This window comes from Brevundimonas sp. (genome assembly GCF_013912005.1).
Classification (GTDB): domain Bacteria; phylum Pseudomonadota; class Alphaproteobacteria; order Caulobacterales; family Caulobacteraceae; genus Brevundimonas.
Genome location: NZ_JACESB010000003.1, coordinates 185,301 through 201,632, shown reverse-complemented (window position 1 = coordinate 201,632; position 16,332 = coordinate 185,301). Strand labels below are relative to the sequence as shown.

The window sequence follows — 16,332 nt, the reverse complement described above, 5'->3', positions numbered from 1 at the left end:
GTCGTGCTCTGTCTCCACCTGTAGGCCGAAACCATGGGTCACAGGCGAGTCAGCAGCAGCCGTCGGGGAGGATCCACAGCGGGTTCCATGGCGCCGCCGGACGCCGTGGCCGGGCGACAGCCGGAGGGGCCGGGGTCGTTCCCGCGCGTGGACGCCGCCGTCGATCGCCGCCCTGGCGCGCTGTACGGCGCGTGGTCAGGCGTCGTGGGGACCGGCGGTCGGGCGGCGGTGCGGGAACTCGAACCGGTCGCCGCTGGACAGCACGTGGGTGCGCACATCGAAGATCGACAGGGCGCGGTCGGCGCGGGCCTCGGCGATGTTCGAATGCGTCGCGCCTTCGCCGTCGACGACGTAGACCGCCCCTGACCCCAGCACCCGGCCCTCGTCGCCCTCGACCAGCAGGGCGGTGTCCTCGTCGACGCCGACGCCCAGCAGGCGCGGGTTGTGGGCCACGGCGCCGAGGAGGCGGCCGTAGCGGCCGCGCTCGGCGAAATGCTGGTCGATGATGACGTGGCGCATCAGGCCGAGGCCGGGCGCCATGTGCAGCTCGCCGATGCGGTAGGACTCGGCGCTCGGCCCCTTGACCAGCATGGTCTCGCTCATCACCGAGGCGCCGGCGGAGGTGCCGGCGATGACGCCGCCGGCGGCGTGCATCGCCTTGATCCGCCGCTCGATCGGCGTGTCGCCGATCTGGCTGGAGATGCGCAGCTGGTCCCCGCCGGTGAAGAAGACGCCGGCCGCGCCGTCCAGCTTCGACAGGGCCTGTTCCGCCGCGCTGTCCGAGCGCTCGTTGACGTAGAGCTCGACGAGGTCGGTGACGCCGAGGCCGGCGAAGGCCTTCTGGTAGGCCTCGAAATAGCCGTCCGGCTCATGCGAGGCGACGGTGGCGATCACCAGCCGGCCGCCGTCGAGCCGGCGGGCGAGGGCGTCGAGGATGACCTTGTCGCCCGCCTTGTCCTCGTGGCCGCCGATGATCAGCAGCGGTCCCTTGCGATCAGCCATGCGGCGGCTCCAGCACGATGTGGCCGGCGTCCGGGCCGGCGCCGGGACGCGACGGGCGGAAGTCCTGGATGATCTTCCAGACCGCCTCCACCCGGGTCGGGGTGAGGATCACGAGATCGTCGGGTTCGGCCAGGCGGAGGCAGAGCTCGGCCGCCTCCGACTCCTCGTGCACCTCGTGGATGCGGGCGGGGTCGCAGCCGGCGGCCAGGGCCCCCTCGCGCATCAGGCGCATCACCTCGCCCCTGCCCCGGCCGCGGTTGTCCGGCGACTCGCGGAAGACGAGGAGATCGAAATGCTCGGCGCCGATCTCCCCCATCTGCCGGATGTCGGCCTCGCGCCGGTCGCCCGGCGTGCTGATCATGCAGATGCTGCGATGGCCGGCGGGGCGGAGGGCGGAGACGACGCGGCCGAGGGCGCGCAGCGCCTCCGGATTGTGGGCGTAGTCGAGGATGACGCGGAAGCCGTGGTCCTCGTGGACGTTCATGCGGCCGGGGTTCTGCTCGAAGGTGGAGCGGAAGCTCGCCAGCGCCTCGCCGATGGCGGCGGGCGGGACCCCGGCGCCCCAGGCCATGGCGGCGGCGGCGAGGGCGTTCTGGACGTTGAACAGGACATGGCCGCCGAGGGTCGCCGGGATGCCGGCGGCCCGGCACACAAGCGTGCGCGCGCCCCGGTCGTGCAGCACGATCTCGTCGGTGGCCGGGTCGTGCAGGATGGCTGCGCCGCCGTCGGCGACGTGCTTGAGCACGAAACCGGGCGTCTGGTCGCCGCCGCGCAGGGAGAACCAGCAGACCCGGCCGCCGGTGTGGCGGGCCATGCGGATGGTCAGCGGGTCGTCGGCGTTCAGCACGCTGACGCCGCGGCGCGAGACGCTCTCGACCACCACCGACTTGACCGAGGCGAGGTCCTCCAGGGTGTCGATCCCCTTCATGCCGAGATGGTCGGGCTGGACATTCAGCACGGCGCCCACGTCGCACCGGTCGAAGGCCAGCCCCTCGCGGAGGATGCCGCCGCGGGCGCACTCCAGCACCGCCACCTCCACCGTGGGATCCCGCAGCACCATGCGGGCGCTTTTCGGCCCGCTGGAGTCGGCGGCGAGCACCTGTTCGCCGCCGACGTAGACGCCGCTGGTGTTGGTGAGGCCGACGACCTTGCCCTGGGCGCGGAAGATGTGCGCGACCATCCGGCCGACCGTGGACTTGCCGTTGGTCCCGGTGACGGCCAGCAGGGGGATGCGGGCCGGCGCGCCGCGCGGGAACAGGGAGGCGATGATCGGCTGGGCGACGTCGCGGGCCTGGCCCTCCGAGGGGGCGAGGTGCATGCGCAGGCCGGGCGCCGCGTTGACCTCGACCACGCCGCCGCCGGTCTCCCGGAAGGAGCGGGTGATGTCGGGGGCCAGCAGGTCGACCCCGGCCACGTCGAGGCCGATGGCCAGCGCCGCCCGCCGGGCGATCGAGGCGTTGTCCGGATGGATTTCGGCGGTGCGGTCCACGGCGGTGCCGCCGGCCGAGAGGTTGGCGGCGGTGCGCAGCAGCACCTCCCGGCCGGGCGCGGGGACGGAGTCCGCGGCGAGATCCTGCCGGGCCAGCACCTCAAGGGCGGCGGCGTCGAGGCGGATGCGGGTCAGCACGGCCTCATGTCCCGATCCGCGGCGGGGGTCGGCGTTCACCTGCTCGACCAGTTCGGCCACAGTGTGGACGCCGTCGCCGACGACCAGCGGCGGCCGGCGCTCGGCCACGGCGACGACCTGTCCGTCCACGACGAGGATGCGGTGATCGCGGCCGGGAAGCTGCTCCTCGACGATGACCCGGCGGCTGTGACGGATCGCCTCCACGAACGCCCCGCGCAGCTCGTCTTCGGTGCGCAGGCCGGTGGTGACGCCGCGCCCGTGATTGCCGTCCAGGGGCTTCACCACCAGCGGCGCGCGCAGGCGGGCGGCGGCGGCGACGAGTTCCTCCGCATCGCGCACCACAGCGCCGCGGGCCACGGGAACGCCGATCCGGTCCAGCAGCGCCTTGGCCTCGGCCTTGTCGCCCGCCGATTCGGCCGCCACCAGGCCGGTGCGGTCGGTCACGCTGGCGCGCAGCCGGCGCTGGTTCGCGCCCCAGCCGAGCTGCAGCAGGCTCTGGCCGTTGAGGCGTTCGACCGGGATGCCGCGCCGCCGCGCCGCGTCGACGAGCGCCTGGGTGCTGGGACCGAAGGCGGTCTTCCGGAGGGCGGCCGCGACGGCGGCCACGGCCGACGCGGGCTGTCCGTCGAACCCGCCGGGGCGGGGCGCGAGACGGTCCAGCCCCTCGGTCGCGCGGAGCTCCGCGGGCAACAGGTCCAGCACGAGCTCGATGGCGAGCCGGCCGGCGAGCAGGCCGGCGTCCTCGTCCTCGTAGGCGTACATGACGTTGTAGATGCCGGGCCGGCCGCGCACCGAGCGCGTCTTGCCGCGGGTGGCGCGCGCGCCGGCGGCGCTCTGCAGCTCCAGCGCGACATGCTCGATGACATGCCCCGGCCAGGTGCCCTCGTTCAGGCGGCGAACGAAGCCGCCCGGCGCGCCGTAGCAGCAGCCGTGCCGCGCCAGTCCCGGCAGGCGGGCCAGCAGGGCCTCGACGAAGCCGGGCATCCGGTCCGTCGGCCACTGTTCCAGCTCGCCCAGATCCAGCTGCACGCGGATCATGGGTCGCGCGCTGTAGAGATGCGGGCCGCGGTAGACGGCGCGCTCGAGCACCCGCAGCGGGCGCTGTCCCCCGATGATCCAGGTCATGCGGTGAGCGCCTCGCGTTGCGCCAGCACGCCGAGCGACATGGCGCGGGCGAGGAAGGCGGCCGCCTCGGCCCGGGTGCGGGCGAGGCCCTGGGTGAGGACTGTCTGGGTGTCGCGATCCACCGCCATCCAGCGCCACTGATCGCCCTCGGGGCGGAGGGTCCAGCTGTAGCCTGAGCCGTTCATTTCAGGTCTCCGTTAAGTCCCGAAAATGCGCGGGATTTCAGGCGGTTCCTGTGTAGGAAAAGCGACAGAGCGAAAGGCCGCCGGGGGCGGAACCGGACGGGCTGCGAAGCGTATTGCGGTCCCAACCCGACGGGAGCCATCGCCATGAGTCCGGCCGACAATCTCACCCTGCTCCGCCCGGAAGCCGCCGACCCGGCGGGCTTCCACCAGCGCCTGACGCGCTGGAACAGCCGGCGCCTGCGTCCGGGCACGCCGACGGAGGACTGGATCGCCCACGCCCGCGAGGACGCCGAGATGGTGCTGGTCGAAGGCGCCTTCATCGAGCGGATGCGCAAGGCGGCCGAACCCTGGCTGGCGGACCTGCCGACGGATCCGGCCGACTTCGTCCGGTGGTTCGAGGCGCTGCAGGGGCAGGGCCCGGGCGAGAACGACCCGCTGTTCCCGTGGCTGGCAGAAGAGGCCGACCTCGAGCAGATGCGCTGGTTCCTGCTCCAGGAGGTGGCGGGCGAGGCCGGCTTCGACGATCTCGTCGCGATGGCCCAGGTGCGCATGCCGGACCGGCCGAAGATGGAGCTGGCCCGCAACTACTGGGACGAGATGGGCCGCGGCAACCAGGCCGGCATGCACGGGCCGATGCTGCAGAAGCTGGCCGACCATCTCGACCTGCACCCGACCATCGAGGAGACGGTGTGGCCGTCGCTGGCGCTGGGCAATGTGCTGGTCGCCTTCTCGATGAACCGGCGCTACGCCTTCCACGCCCTGGGCGCCCTGGGCGTGGTGGAGCTGACCGCGCCGTGGCGGGCCGCGCACGTCGCCGCCGGGCTGAAGCGCCTGAACGTCGGGCCGGAGCGGAAGTACTACGCCCTGCATGCCACGCTGGACGTGGAGCATTCCAGGGCCTGGAACGCCGAGGTGCTCGTGCCGCTGGCGGAGACGCGGCCGGACGTCATCCGCAGCCTCGCCGAGGGCGCTGTGATGCGGCTGATGGCCGGCGCGGCCTGTTTCGAGGCCTATCGCGAGCGCCTCTGGGGACCGCAAGCCGAACTGAGGACCGCTTGACGGCCGAGCCGCTGGAGCAGGCCCCGGCCGCGCTCCGGACCGTGGAGGCGGCGCAGGTCGAGCTGCTCGATCGCCTCTCGGCGGCCGGTTACGACTTCGTCCAGCCGACGCCCTCCACCCACGCCCGCGTCGCGGGACGGCGCGAGCGGGCGCGACCCGGTTCGCTGCGCGACGTGTTCGGCTGGTCGCTGCCGTTCGCCCCGGGCGAGCTGCCGCCGGCGCTGTTCGACGCCCTGCTCGCGGCCCGGGCGGTCGAGCCGGCGGGGGACGATCTGCTCAGGTCGAGCCTGCGGGTCAGTTCGATCGAGGACCGGCTCCACCTCCACTCGGCGCCCGGCGCCGGTCGAGACGCGGTCTTTCTGGGTCCGGACTCCTACCGCTTCGTCCGCTTCCTGCGGCAGGAGCTGGACCGGCGGCCGGCCTTCACCCGCGCCGTCGACATCGGCGTCGGCGCGGGGGCCGGGGCGCTGACGCTGGCGGCGCGCAACCCGCTGGCCGAGGTGATCGGGACCGACGTGAACCGCGGGGCGCTCCGGCTGTTCGCCGCCAACGCCCGCCACGCCGCCCTGCCGGTCTGTCCGGTCGAGGGGCCGGGTCTGAAGGGGACGGCCGGCCGGTTCGACCTGATCGTGGCCAATCCGCCCTACATCGCCGGCGAGGGCGGCCGGGTCTACCGGGACGGCGGCGTGCGCGGCATCGAGCTGGGCCTGCGCTGGATGGAGGAGTCCGTCGACCGGCTCGCACCCGGAGGCCGTGTGATCCTGTACACCGGCAGCCCGATCCGCGACGGGGCCGATCCGGTGCGGGCGGCCCTGCTCGACCTCGCCGCGGCGCGGGGGCTGGACCTGGCTTGGGAGGAGATCGATCCGGACGTGTTCGGCGGAACCCTGGCGCGGCCCGCCTACCGCGACGTCGAGCGGATCGCCGCGGTGGGGGCGGTGCTGACCGCCCCCTAGCCCAGCGGCTTCTGGTAGATGTCGGCGGGACGGCCGCGCTCGCCCAGAATGCGCGCGATGTCCTCCAGCACCGCCTCACTGTCGCGATCGCGCGCCTCCGCTATCACCTCGCGAATGCGGCGCAGCTGGACGTCGCAGCGGTCCTCGCCGCCGCCGCGGGTTTCGCGGAACACCTGATCTGTCATGCCCATGAGCGGTCTCCTTTCCGGAAGAACCTTGACCGTCGCAGGAGGTTCCGGAGGGATTCGATCGCCCGGGGGATCGGCGGACGGCGCCGCGCGGGCGGAGCAGGGGCTCTGGACCCCGCCGCCGGGAGGAGGCAAGGGAGCAGCCATGTCGCAGACCTTTCCGACCCCGACGCCCGCTGAGTGGCGCGCGCTCGCCGAGACGGCGCTGAAGGACCGGCCGCTCGAAAGCCTCGTCCATCTCGACGCCGACGGCCTTGCGGTGCGGCCGCTCTACGCCGCCGCCACTGCGGTCGAGCCGCTGTTCGCGCCGCGCGCCGCGGACGCCGACGGCCGGGCCTGGGACCTCCGGGTCCTGGTCGAGGCGGACGACGCCGGCGAGGCGAACGCGCAGGCGCTGGCGGCGCTCGAGGGCGGGGCGGCCTCGATCCTGCTGGCGGGGGCGGTGGTGCGGGACGCCGACGCCCTGGTCCGGGCGCTGGACGGGGTCGCGCTGGAGCTGGCCCCGGTCGCCCTGGACGCCGGCTTCGCGGGACCAGCGGCGACGGACGCGCTGGCGGCCGCGGCCCGCGCCGCGCCGCGGGCGAGGCTGCTGTTCCACATGGACCCGGTCTCGGCCTTCGCCGGGACCGGCGCCTCGCCGGAGAGGATGGAGGATCATCTGGCCGCGGCGGGACAGGCGGCGGCGCGCCACGCCGGGACCTATCCGGACGCCCGCTTCTTCCTCGCCTCCGGCCGGGTGGCGCACGAGGCCGGAGGCTCGATCGGCCAGGAGCTGGGCTTTGCGGCGGCCAGCGCCGTGGCCCTGGTGAAGGCGGCGGTGGAGGCCGGCCTCCCCGTCGAGCGCGCCCTGCAGGGCCTGGTCCTCGGCGTGGCCGTGGACCAGGCGTATTTCGACAGCCTCGCCAAGGTCCGCGCGCTGCGGCTGATGTGGCGCTCGATCAGCCGGGCGTTCGGGACGGAAACCCCGGCGACGGTCGAGGCGCGCTCCTCGCGGCGCATGCTGGCGGCGCGCGACCCGTGGCCGAACCTGTTGCGGCTGACCGCGGCCGGGTTCGCCGGCGCCGTCGGCGGGGCCGAGGCGGTGGTGCTGGACGGCTTCACCCGCGCGCAGGGCCTGCCCGACGCCTTCGCCCGGCGGCAGGCGCGCAACACCCAGCTGGTGCTGATGGAGGAGGCGAACCTCGGGCGGGTCGACGACCCGGCGTCCGGGTCGTGGTTCCTGGATCACCGGACGCGCGAACTGGCCGAGGCGGGCTGGGAGGCCTTCCGCGCCATCGAAGCCGAGGGCGGAATCGTCGAGGCCCTGCGCGGCGACCTGATCCAGCCGCAGGTGGCGCGCGCCCGGCACGCGCTGGAGCACGCCCTGGGCGCGGGGAACGAGCACCTGGTGGGGGTGACGAAGTTCGTCGATGCGGAGCCCCGCCCCGCCCCCGCCGGCGCGGCGCGCCCGGCTCCGGCGGCGGGCGGCGGCGACGTGTGCGCCCCGCTGGCGCCGATCCGCCTCGCCGCCCCGTTCGAAGCCGAAGGAGCGGCCCGATGAGTTTTCCCGACTTCGCGAAGCTCCCGCTCGACCTCGCCTCGACCGGCGCCGGTCCGGCGCGCGAGCCTTGGCTGACGCCGGAGGGGCTGACGGTCGCGCCGGCCTATGCGCCGGAGGCCGTCGAGGGACTGGACTTCGTCCATGGCCTGCCGGGGATCGCGCCCTATGTGCGCGGGCCCTATCCCACCATGTACGCCTCCAATCCGTGGACCATCCGGCAGTACGCCGGCTTCTCGACGGCGGAGGAGTCGAACGCCTTCTACCGGCGCAACCTCGCCGCCGGTCAGAAGGGGCTGTCGATCGCCTTCGACCTGGCGACCCACCGGGGCTACGACTCCGACCACCCGCGGGTGAAGGGCGACGTCGGCATGGCCGGGGTGGCCATCGATTCCATCTACGACATGCGCACCCTGTTCGACGGCATCCCGCTCGACAAGATGAGCGTGTCGATGACCATGAACGGCGCCGTCCTGCCGGTGCTGGCGCTCTACGTCGTGGCGGCGGAAGAGCAGGGCGTGCCCCACGCGGCCCTGACCGGGACCATCCAGAACGACATCCTCAAGGAGTTCATGGTCCGCAACACCTACATCTATCCGCCCGCGCCCAGCATGCGGATCGTGTCGGACATCTTCGCCTGGACCGCGCAGGAAACGCCGCGCTTCAACTCCATCTCGATCAGCGGCTACCACATGCAGGAGGCCGGGGCCTCGGCCGATCTGGAGCTCGCCTACACCCTCGCCGACGGGGTCGAATATCTGAAGGCGGGCGTGGCGGCGGGGATGGACGTCGACCGCTTCGCGCCGCGGCTCAGCTTCTTCTGGGCCATCGGCATGAACTATTTCATGGAGGTGGCCAAGCTGCGCGCCGGCCGCCTGCTGTGGGCCGAGGCGGTGTCGAAGTTCGGCGCCAAGGACCCGCGCTCCCTGTCCCTGCGGGCCCACTGCCAGACCTCCGGCTGGTCGCTGGCGGCCCAGGACGTGTTCAACAACGTCAGCCGCACCATGGTCGAGGCCATGGCCGCAGCCGGCGGTCAGACCCAGAGCCTGCACACCAACAGCCTGGACGAGGCCCTGGCCCTGCCGACCGACTTCTCGGCCCGCATCGCCCGCAACACCCAGCTGCTGCTGCAGATGGAGACCGGCCTGACCCGGGTCATCGACCCGTGGGGCGGCAGCTTCTACGTCGAGCGCCTGACCTATGAACTGGCCGAAAAGGCCCGCGCCCACATGGCCGAGGTCGAGGCCCTGGGCGGCATGGCGAAGGCCATCGAGGCCGGCGTGCCCAAGCTGCGCATCGAGGAGTCGGCGGCCAGGACCCAGGCCCGGATCGACACCGGTCAGCAGACGGTGGTGGGCGTGAACAAATACCTCGCCGACCATGTCGACGACATTCCGGTGCTCAAGGTGGACAACGCCGCCGTGCTGGCCGCCCAGATCGACAAGCTGAAGCGGCTGCGCGCCGAGCGGGACGAGGCGGCGACGCAGGCCGCGCTGGAGGCGCTGACCAACGGGGCGCGCGGCAACGCCAACCTGATGGAGCTGTCGGTGCAGGCGGCCCGGGCCAAGGCGACGGTCGGGGAGATCTCGGACGCGCTGGAGGCGGCGTTCGGCCGGCACGTGGCCACGGTCAGCACGGTGTCCGGCGTCTACGCCCGCGAGGCCGGGGCCGACCCGAAGGTCAGCCGCGCGCGCGACATGGTCGCGGCCTTCGTCGACAACGACGGCGGACCGCCGCGCATCCTGATCGCCAAGCTCGGCCAGGACGGACACGACCGCGGCCAGAAGGTGGTGGCGACCGCCTATGGCGATCTCGGCTTCGAGGTCACCGCCGGCTCGCTGTTCCAGACCCCGGCCGAGGCGGCGCGCGAGGCGGTGGAGAAGAACGTCCACGCCGTCGGCGCCTCGTCGCTGGCGGCCGGCCACCTGACGCTCGCGCCGGAGCTGATCGCCGAGCTGAAGAAGCTGGGGCGGGAGGACATCACCGTGGTCGTGGGCGGGGTGATCCCGCCCGCCGACGTGCAGCCGCTGCTGGACGCCGGCGTGGCGGCCGTCTACCCGCCCGGCTCGGTGATCGCCGACACGGCCATCGACCTGCTGGAGCGGCTCAACCGGCGCCTGGGCTACGCGCAGAAGGGCTGAGCCGGCGCCGACGGGGGCCGATCGCCTACGGGCGGTGGGCCGCCGGCAGGGCGGCGATCTCCTCGGGCGTCAGCTTGCGCGCGATCCGGACGCGACAGGTGCTCCGGGCGGACGTGGCTCCGGGCACGACGGCTCTGGCCCAGTCGCCGGTGCACAGGCGGGTGCCGGTCGCGCCTGCGCCCTCGGGAACGAGGGAGAGCTGGATGGCCGCATCCAGATCGAAGCAGCCCGCGCCGTTCAGCTCATAGACGTCATCGCGGGCGACGCGGATGAACACCTGGTCCGACCGGCCCTGGCGGAAGTTCTCCACCTGCTGGATGCTGAAGCACTGGCGCGGCGCGCCCGCCATCTGTGTTCCGGCGGGGGGCGTGGTCGGCGCGCAGGCGCCGAGGGCCGCGGACAGCCCGAGTCCGACGAGAAGGGAAACGCGCATGAGTTCAACTCCCGGTGTTTCGACCGGGGCAGCCTGTTCCTTTCTCACGGGCCGCGCAAGGGCCATTGAAGCGCGCCGGGTCGACGCGCCATGCAAGGTTAGCGGGTAAGGGCGAGGATTCGTTGACGGCGCGGGCGGCGACGTGTTCGGCCAGCAGGGGGGCGGCGCAGAGGCCGCGGGAACCGAGGCCGCCGAGAACGAACAGTCCCTCGTCCAGGGCGCCGGCGACCGGCAGCCGGTCCGGCGTCGTCGCCCGCACCGCCGTTCGCGCCCGCGACGGGCCGGCGGCTGCGACGCGGGCGGCCAGCCGTGGAAGGCGCGCGGCGAGCGTCGCCAGATTCGCCGCGCTGGCCTCCTCGCTGACGCGGGGGGCCGTCTCGCCGCGGACATGCGTCGCCCCGAACAGGAGGCCGGGCCCGGCGGGCGCCGCGTAGCCTCCCCAGGCGACTGCGGCGGCCAGGGTCGGGTCCTGCTCGATCCAGTCCGCCTGCCCGGCGACCGGCGCCAGCGACAGACCGGGCGCCAGGGCGGCGGCGCCCCAGCCGGCCGCCAGCACCACGACGTCCGCCTCCGCAAGGGTGTCGCCCGCGGCGTCCTGCAGCCGCCAGCCGGTCGGCGTCCGCACCGCCCCCGCCACCGTGCTCCTGAGCAGGCGGACGTCCGCGAGCCAGGCGTCGAGAATCCGACGCGGCCGAACCGCGAGGGCGTCGCGCATCCACAGTCCGCCGGCGTCCACGGCCTCGCCCAGCCGATCCCGGCACGCCGGGGCGTCGAGCGGGCTCATCGCCTCCGGCGTCCAGATGTCCTGGGCCGCGATCGCGGCGTGGCGGCGGGCGTCCCGGGGCGCCTGCTCGAGCTGCAGCACGCCCCGGCTCGCGATCGCGTCCGGCGTGCGGGCGTAAAGGTCGCCGGCCCGCTCCAGCGCCTGCGCATAAAGGGCGGCGATGTCCCGGTCGCCGGCGTCGAGCCTTGGCGTGACGAGGCCGACGGGGAACCCGCTGCCGCCCGCCCCGGGCGCATCGGCCTCGATGACCAGCGGCTCAAGGCCGAGGTGACGGAAGGCCCGCGTCAGGGCGGCGCCTGCGATGCCGGCGCCGACGATGGCCACCGATGGGCGGCGGGCGCCGGAGGGAGGTCCCCCACGCCGCGCCTCCAGCCGCTCGCGCTTGCGGCCGTGGCCGGGGCGCTTCTCCACGACGAAGCCCCGGTCCGCCAGCCCGCGGCGGACCGCTCCCGCGACAGTGAAGGTCGCGAGGCGCGCGCCCGGCGCGGAGCGGGCGGCGACGCCGTCCAGCACCGCATCGGACCACATGCCCGGATTGGTCGAGGGCGCGAAGCCGTCCAGGAACCAGGCGTCGGCCTTTCCCGACCACTGCGCCAGCATCTCCGCGGCGTCGCCGATTCCCAGATCGATCGTGCAGTCGAACGCCGGCAGATCCAGTCGATGGAAGCCGGGCGTGGGCGCCGGCCAGACCGAGGTCAGGGCCGTGGCAACCTCCGCCAGCTCCGGCCAGGCCGAGAGCGCCCGAACGGCTTCCTCGCGATCGATCGGGAAACCCTCGACCGAAAACACCTGCAGCCGGCCGCCGGCCGGACGCGTGCGGCGCCAGAGGTCGAGCAGGGCGGCGATGTTGAGGCCGGTCCCGAAGCCGAGCTCGCCCACCGTGAAGCGGGGTCGGCCGGCCCAGGCTTCGGGAAGACCGCACCCGGCGAGGAAGACGGCGCGGCTCTCGGCCAGACCGTCTTCCCGCGAAAAGTAGACGTCGCCGAAGCGGGCGGAGCGCGGCGTTCCGTCTTCGGCCCATTCCAGCCGGGGCGAGCGATCCTCGGTCATCGCCTCCCCCTAGCGCGCCGGTCGCTGTGCGCAACCGGAAAGGCGGGCCGGAGGCGTCAGCCCGCCGGCGGGTTCTGCGGCGGGTCGAGCCGGCGCTCGGTGTCGGTCTGGTTGGCGGGGTCGATCCCGGGGTCGGCGGCGCTTCCGCTGCGGACCGTCGGCGCCATGGCGCCGTCATTCAGGCCGCGCCCGGTCGGGCTGTCCATCGACTCGGCCCCGGCCGACCCGCTGCGCCCGCCCGCCGCTCGCCCGGCGCCTGCGGATCCGGCTTCGCCGGCCGCCTCGGCGGCCATGGTTCCGTTCGCAGAGGCGGCGGCGGCGTCCATTCCGGCGTCGGCGGCCGCCGGGCTCTCGTCGCCGGTCGCGGCGGCCGTGTCGTCAGCGTTGTTCTGGCAGGCGGCGACGGCCAGGGCGGCGGTCGACGCGGCGATGAGGGGGATCAGGCGCATGGGGTGTCCTCTGCAGAGCTTTGGTCCGGCCAGAGGAATACCCGCGGTCGATCGACGTTCCCTTCGAACGTCCTCCGGCGAGGGCGCATAGAAAAAGGGCCGCCCCGGAGGACGGCCCTTCGTCTTTTTGCCGACCGGCGGAAAGCCGGTCAGGAAGTCGCTCTTAGTGAGCGGCCTTCTCTTCGGTCGCGGCCGGAGCGGCAGCGGCGTCGGCGGCCGGAGCCATCGAAGCGTCGGCGGCCGGAGCAGCGGCGTCGCCAGCGGCGGCGGCGGCGTCAGCGGCGGCGGCGTCGGCGGTCGCGGCGGCGTCGGTCGCGGTTTCGGCGGCGGCGTCAGCAGCGGCGGCGTCGGCGGCCGGAGCTTCTTCGGTGGCCGGCTGGCAGGCGGCCAGGGCCAGAGCGGCGGCCGAGGCGGCGATCAGAGCGGTGATGCGCATTGGGTTGTCCTTCAGAAGGGTGATGCGGGGTCATGAATCCCCGCAGCCCGGTGATAACGGGAACGTGACCGGACGCGCAAGCGATTTCTCACGGCTTCGTGAACACGATGCCGATGCACGAAAAAAGGGGCCGCCGGCGGCGACCCCTCTTCTTGCCGTAACGGCCGGATTACTGCGCCGGCGGGGTCGTTCCCGTAGCGCCGTCCTCGGGCAGGGTCGGCGGCGTGGAGCCGGTGGTTCCGGTCGTGCCGTCGGGGTTCGTCATCGTGCCGTCCTGGGTGGTCGTGCCCATGGTCCCGTCGGTCGGGGCCATGGCGCCGTCGGCCGGGGCCATCGAGCCGTCGGCGGGAGCCATGGCTCCGGTGTCGGCGCCGGTGGCCGCCGCGTCGGTCGCGGCGGTGTCTTCCCCGCCGCCCGAGCAGGCGGCCAGGGCCAGGGCGCCGGCGGCGGCCACGGTCAGTGAAATGAGTCGCATCTGGATTCCTCCGACGATCATGCGGACGAACCCCTCCGCCCGCTTCTTCGATCTGTCCGGGAGCTAACCGGCGAAACGCACGGGTGTTCCCGGCCGCGTGATCACGTTTGAGGACGCGTGAGGGAACCGTGAGATCAGGCGTCGGCCGGCGCGGCGGAAAGGGCTTCCTCCAGCTCGGAGAACGAGGGCTGGGCCGTCGACGGAACGTCGCCGCGGCCGATCTCGACCGAAATCTGCGCCGCGTTGCCGTGCAGGTGGGCGACCAGGACAGACTGGATGATCTTGTAGAAGGCGCCGTCTCCCTCGACGATTTCCTTCAGGCGGTTGGCCATCGGTCCGACGAGGCCGTAGGCGAGGAACACGCCGAGGAAGGTGCCGACGAGGGCGCCGCCGATCATGCCGCCGAGGATTTCCGGCGGCTCGGTGATCGAGCCCATCGTCTTGATCACCCCCAGCACGGCCGCGACGATGCCGAGCGCCGGCAGGCCGTCGGCCATCGTCTGCAGGGCGTGGGCGCCGGCGAGACCCTCGTGGTGGTGCTTCTCCAGCTGCTTGTCCATGGCGTCCTCGATCTGGTGCGGATCCTCGAGGTTCATGGTCATCATGCGCAGGGTGTCGCAGATGAAGTCGGTGGCGAAGTGGTCCTTCAGGATTCGCGGATATTTCTGGAAGATCGAGGACTCGGCCGGCTTCTCGATGTGGCTCTCAAGGGCGATGACGCCCTTGGACTTCATCGTCTTGGTCAGCTGGAAGAGCAGCGACAGCAGATCCTTGTAGTCGCCCTTCTTCCACTTGTTGCCGGCGAACACCTTGCCGAAGCCGCCCAGGGTGGCCTTGATGGTGGTGACGCTGTTGCCGATCAGGAAGGCCGCGACGCCCGCGCCCAGGATGGCCATCAGTTCGTAGGGCAGCGAGTGGAGGATGACCTCCATCTTGCCGCCGGCGAGGATGTAGCTGCCGAACACCATCGCGAACAGCAACACGATGCCGATGATCTGGAACATGGAAGGCGATGGTCCTGCTTGCGCGAGAGGCGCCGACCATCGCTGTTAATGATTAAGGGGCGGTTGCGAACGCCGCCCTACAGCCGCGTCTCGCCACTGAGGATGGCCGCGTGGGCCGTCTCCGTGAGTCGGGTGTATCCGCTCTTGCCGCCGCGAACGTACAGCTGCCCGTCGACCTTGGCCGGATCGAAGCCGTCGGCGACCAGGTCCACCTTGCGATACTTGAAGGTGCCGGTGGTCTCCGCGGCCTTGAGCAGGCGGACGAACACCGGGCGGGCGAAGAAGGGCAACTCCTCGTCGACCCATTCGGCGAAGGCCCGGGCCGAGAATCGTCCCTCGACGACGAGGGCGACCATGCCGGCCTTGCCGTCCTGCCCGGGCACCGGCACGCCGTAGGCGACCACCTCCCGTACGGCCGGCGCGCCGATCAGCCGCTGCTCGACCTCGGCGGTCGAGACGTTTTCGCCCTTCCAGCGGTAGGTGTCGCCGATCCGGTCGACGAAATAGACGTAGCCTTCGGAGTCCTGCCGCATCAGGTCGCCGGTGCGGAACCAGCGATCCCCCCGCACGAAGACGTCGCGCAGCACCTTCTTCTCGGACTCGGCGCGGTCGGCGTAGCCGGAGAAGGCGTGGCGGGTGTCGTCGGCGATCTGGCCGATGGCTTCCCCGACCTCGCCGGCGCGAGCCAGCTGGCACAGGCCGTCGGCCCCCCGCGCGGGCAGCTCGGACTCCATGTCGAAGCGGACCAGGCGGAAATTGATCTGCTTGCGCAGGAAGCCCGGGACCCGGCCGATGGCGCCCGGCTTGCCGTCGAAGTTGAACAGCGAGACGTTCCCCTCGGTCGAGCCGTAGAACTCGAGGATGTCGGGAACGGCGAAGCGCTTCTGGAACGCGCTCCAGACGTCGGGACGCAGGCCGTTGCCGAAAGCCAGCCGCAGCCGGTGGGCGCGCTCGTCCGGATGCTCGGGACAGTTGACCAGATAGCGGCACAGCTCGCCGATGTAGACGAACAGCGTGGCCCCGTTGGCCTTGAGGTCGGGCCAGAAGCCGGACGCCGAGAACCGCTTGCGCAGGATCAGCCGCCCGCCGTTGAGCAGGGCGGGCCCGATCCCGACCAGACCGCCCGTCGAATGATAGAGCGGCAGGACGTTGAAGGTGGCGTCCTTCGGCGTGGCCCCGGTGGCCCCGGCGAAGGCGCGCATGTAGGTGCGGGCGCGGGCGTGCGTGACCTTGGCCGCCTTCGGCAGGCCGGTCGTGCCCGAGGTGTAGATGTAGAGGGCGGTGTCGCGGTTGGTCAGCCCGGCCCGGGCCGACCGGGCGGGACGCACGGAGGAGCCGCTGCGCATCGGCTTGTCGAGCCCGCGGCGCTCGTCCGCCTCATCGGCGTCCGACAGCCCCAGCACCCACAGCATCAGATTGCGGCCGACCAGCGGGCGGGCCTCCTCGATCTGCCGCCAGCAGTCCTCGTCGGTGACGACCTGGGAGGCGTTCGAGATCGCCAGGCAGTGGGCGAGGGCGTGGCCGGACAGGTTGGTGTTGATCAGCGCCGTCGCCACGCCGACCTTGGCGAAGCCCATCCAGGCCGCGATGTACTCGGCCCGGTTCAGCATCATCAGGGCGACCGTGTCGCCGCGCTTCAGCCGCCGGCCCTGGGCCCAGTGGCCGAAGCGGTTGGCCATGGCGTCGAACTCGCGGTAGGTCAGCCGGCGCCGGTCGTCCTCCACGGCGACATTGTCGGGGAAGCGGTCCACCGCCTCCTCCCAGTCGTCGCAGACCAGGTCCACGCTATCGAGCTCGATCGGCTTGATGCGGTTGAGAAGGCGGCGCAGTCCCTTCACGAAGCGCAGGTCGCGCCGGATGTTCGCCACCAGACCCATGTCC

At 72.8% G+C, this 16,332-nt stretch carries 15 protein-coding genes; 4 read left to right on the top strand and 11 right to left on the bottom strand.

Features of this window, described 5'->3' with window-relative positions; genetic code table 11:
• Window positions 1–195: 195 nt before the first annotated feature.
• The 3 genes from H2038_RS04075 to H2038_RS04065 are packed head-to-tail and all read right to left on the bottom strand — an operon-like array spanning window position 196 to window position 3,939.
• Entirely contained in the window at window positions 196–1,002 is an 807-nt protein-coding gene (locus H2038_RS04075; RefSeq protein ID WP_292109411.1) for a cyanophycinase, read from the bottom strand.
• A complete protein-coding gene (cphA, locus tag H2038_RS04070; protein ID WP_292109409.1) occupies window positions 995–3,754 on the bottom strand; it encodes a cyanophycin synthetase in 2,760 nt (919 codons plus the stop codon). The genes H2038_RS04075 and cphA overlap by 8 nt, the downstream gene beginning before the upstream one ends.
• Window positions 3,751–3,939 (bottom strand): hypothetical protein, encoded by a 189-nt coding sequence (locus H2038_RS04065; RefSeq protein WP_292109408.1) that lies wholly within the window; start codon window positions 3,937–3,939, stop codon window positions 3,751–3,753. Before H2038_RS04065 ends, cphA begins: the two co-directional genes overlap by 4 nt.
• A 144-nt stretch (window positions 3,940–4,083) precedes the next feature.
• Between H2038_RS04065 and H2038_RS04060 the strand changes: the two genes are divergently transcribed.
• Together H2038_RS04060 and H2038_RS04055 are read left to right on the top strand one after the other, a co-directional pair.
• Complete coding sequence (locus H2038_RS04060; protein ID WP_292109407.1) at window positions 4,084–4,998, top strand: iron-containing redox enzyme family protein; 915 nt, start codon at window positions 4,084–4,086, stop codon at window positions 4,996–4,998.
• On the top strand, window positions 4,995–5,954 hold the full coding sequence (locus H2038_RS04055) for a methyltransferase (protein ID WP_292109405.1): 960 nt from the start codon (window positions 4,995–4,997) through the stop codon (window positions 5,952–5,954). Before H2038_RS04060 ends, H2038_RS04055 begins: the two co-directional genes overlap by 4 nt.
• Here the strand turns inward: H2038_RS04055 and H2038_RS04050 are convergent.
• Window positions 5,951–6,145, bottom strand: a complete 195-nt coding sequence (locus tag H2038_RS04050; protein ID WP_292109404.1) for a hypothetical protein — start codon at window positions 6,143–6,145, stop codon at window positions 5,951–5,953. The genes H2038_RS04055 and H2038_RS04050 overlap by 4 nt on opposite strands.
• 142 nt (window positions 6,146–6,287) lie before the next feature.
• Here H2038_RS04050 and H2038_RS04045 point away from each other — a divergent pair, with 142 nt between their 5' ends.
• Window positions 6,288–7,682 carry a methylmalonyl-CoA mutase family protein gene (locus H2038_RS04045; protein ID WP_292109403.1) on the top strand — a complete coding sequence of 465 codons (1,395 nt, stop codon included), beginning with the start codon at window positions 6,288–6,290 and terminating at the stop codon, window positions 7,680–7,682.
• On the top strand, window positions 7,679–9,820 hold the full coding sequence (scpA, locus tag H2038_RS04040) for a methylmalonyl-CoA mutase (protein ID WP_292109401.1): 2,142 nt from the start codon (window positions 7,679–7,681) through the stop codon (window positions 9,818–9,820). The genes H2038_RS04045 and scpA overlap by 4 nt, the downstream gene beginning before the upstream one ends.
• Before the next feature lie 25 nt (window positions 9,821–9,845).
• On the opposite strand, the gene H2038_RS04035 is transcribed toward scpA, so the two are convergent.
• The 7 genes from H2038_RS04035 to H2038_RS04005 all read right to left on the bottom strand — a co-directional run bounded on the left by H2038_RS04035 (window position 9,846) and on the right by H2038_RS04005 (window position 16,328).
• Entirely contained in the window at window positions 9,846–10,253 is a 408-nt protein-coding gene (locus tag H2038_RS04035; RefSeq protein ID WP_292109399.1) for a DUF6491 family protein, read from the bottom strand.
• 4 nt (window positions 10,254–10,257) lie between these two features.
• Window positions 10,258–12,087: an FAD-dependent 5-carboxymethylaminomethyl-2-thiouridine(34) oxidoreductase MnmC gene (mnmC, locus tag H2038_RS04030; RefSeq protein WP_292109397.1), complete on the bottom strand. Its 1,830-nt coding sequence runs from the start codon at window positions 12,085–12,087 to the stop codon at window positions 10,258–10,260.
• A gap of 56 nt (window positions 12,088–12,143) precedes the next feature.
• On the bottom strand, window positions 12,144–12,536 hold the full coding sequence (locus H2038_RS04025) for a hypothetical protein (RefSeq protein WP_292109396.1): 393 nt from the start codon (window positions 12,534–12,536) through the stop codon (window positions 12,144–12,146).
• 163 nt (window positions 12,537–12,699) lie between these two features.
• Window positions 12,700–12,972: a hypothetical protein gene (locus H2038_RS04020; RefSeq protein WP_292109395.1), complete on the bottom strand. Its 273-nt coding sequence runs from the start codon at window positions 12,970–12,972 to the stop codon at window positions 12,700–12,702.
• Between the two features lie 169 nt (window positions 12,973–13,141).
• Window positions 13,142–13,447, bottom strand: coding sequence for a hypothetical protein (locus tag H2038_RS04015; protein ID WP_292109393.1), 306 nt, complete (start codon window positions 13,445–13,447; stop codon window positions 13,142–13,144).
• 134 nt (window positions 13,448–13,581) lie between these two features.
• The gene (gene motA, locus H2038_RS04010) at window positions 13,582–14,451 is read right to left on the bottom strand and encodes a flagellar motor stator protein MotA (RefSeq protein WP_292109391.1); all 870 of its coding nucleotides are present in this window, start codon (window positions 14,449–14,451) and stop codon (window positions 13,582–13,584) included.
• A 77-nt stretch (window positions 14,452–14,528) separates the two neighbouring features.
• Complete coding sequence (locus H2038_RS04005; protein WP_292109467.1) at window positions 14,529–16,328, bottom strand: long-chain-acyl-CoA synthetase; 1,800 nt, start codon at window positions 16,326–16,328, stop codon at window positions 14,529–14,531.
• Window positions 16,329–16,332 lie beyond the last annotated feature (4 nt).

What these genes read in the sequence shown, in the direction of transcription:
- H2038_RS04075 (WP_292109411.1), bottom strand. Translation starts at nt 1,002, where the DNA reads ATGGCTGATCGCAAGGGACCGCTGCTGATCATCGGCGGCCACGAGGAC.
- cphA (WP_292109409.1), bottom strand. Translation starts at nt 3,754, where the DNA reads ATGACCTGGATCATCGGGGGACAGCGCCCGCTGCGGGTGCTCGAGCGC.
- H2038_RS04065 (WP_292109408.1), bottom strand. Translation starts at nt 3,939, where the DNA reads ATGAACGGCTCAGGCTACAGCTGGACCCTCCGCCCCGAGGGCGATCAG.
- H2038_RS04060 (WP_292109407.1), top strand. Translation starts at nt 4,084, where the DNA reads ATGAGTCCGGCCGACAATCTCACCCTGCTCCGCCCGGAAGCCGCCGAC.
- H2038_RS04050 (WP_292109404.1), bottom strand. Translation starts at nt 6,145, where the DNA reads ATGGGCATGACAGATCAGGTGTTCCGCGAAACCCGCGGCGGCGGCGAG.
- H2038_RS04045 (WP_292109403.1), top strand. Translation starts at nt 6,288, where the DNA reads ATGTCGCAGACCTTTCCGACCCCGACGCCCGCTGAGTGGCGCGCGCTC.
- scpA (WP_292109401.1), top strand. Translation starts at nt 7,679, where the DNA reads ATGAGTTTTCCCGACTTCGCGAAGCTCCCGCTCGACCTCGCCTCGACC.
- H2038_RS04035 (WP_292109399.1), bottom strand. Translation starts at nt 10,253, where the DNA reads ATGCGCGTTTCCCTTCTCGTCGGACTCGGGCTGTCCGCGGCCCTCGGC.
- mnmC (WP_292109397.1), bottom strand. Translation starts at nt 12,087, where the DNA reads ATGACCGAGGATCGCTCGCCCCGGCTGGAATGGGCCGAAGACGGAACG.
- H2038_RS04025 (WP_292109396.1), bottom strand. Translation starts at nt 12,536, where the DNA reads ATGCGCCTGATCCCCCTCATCGCCGCGTCGACCGCCGCCCTGGCCGTC.
- H2038_RS04020 (WP_292109395.1), bottom strand. Translation starts at nt 12,972, where the DNA reads ATGCGCATCACCGCTCTGATCGCCGCCTCGGCCGCCGCTCTGGCCCTG.
- H2038_RS04015 (WP_292109393.1), bottom strand. Translation starts at nt 13,447, where the DNA reads ATGCGACTCATTTCACTGACCGTGGCCGCCGCCGGCGCCCTGGCCCTG.
- motA (WP_292109391.1), bottom strand. Translation starts at nt 14,451, where the DNA reads ATGTTCCAGATCATCGGCATCGTGTTGCTGTTCGCGATGGTGTTCGGC.
- H2038_RS04005 (WP_292109467.1), bottom strand. Translation starts at nt 16,328, where the DNA reads ATGGGTCTGGTGGCGAACATCCGGCGCGACCTGCGCTTCGTGAAGGGA.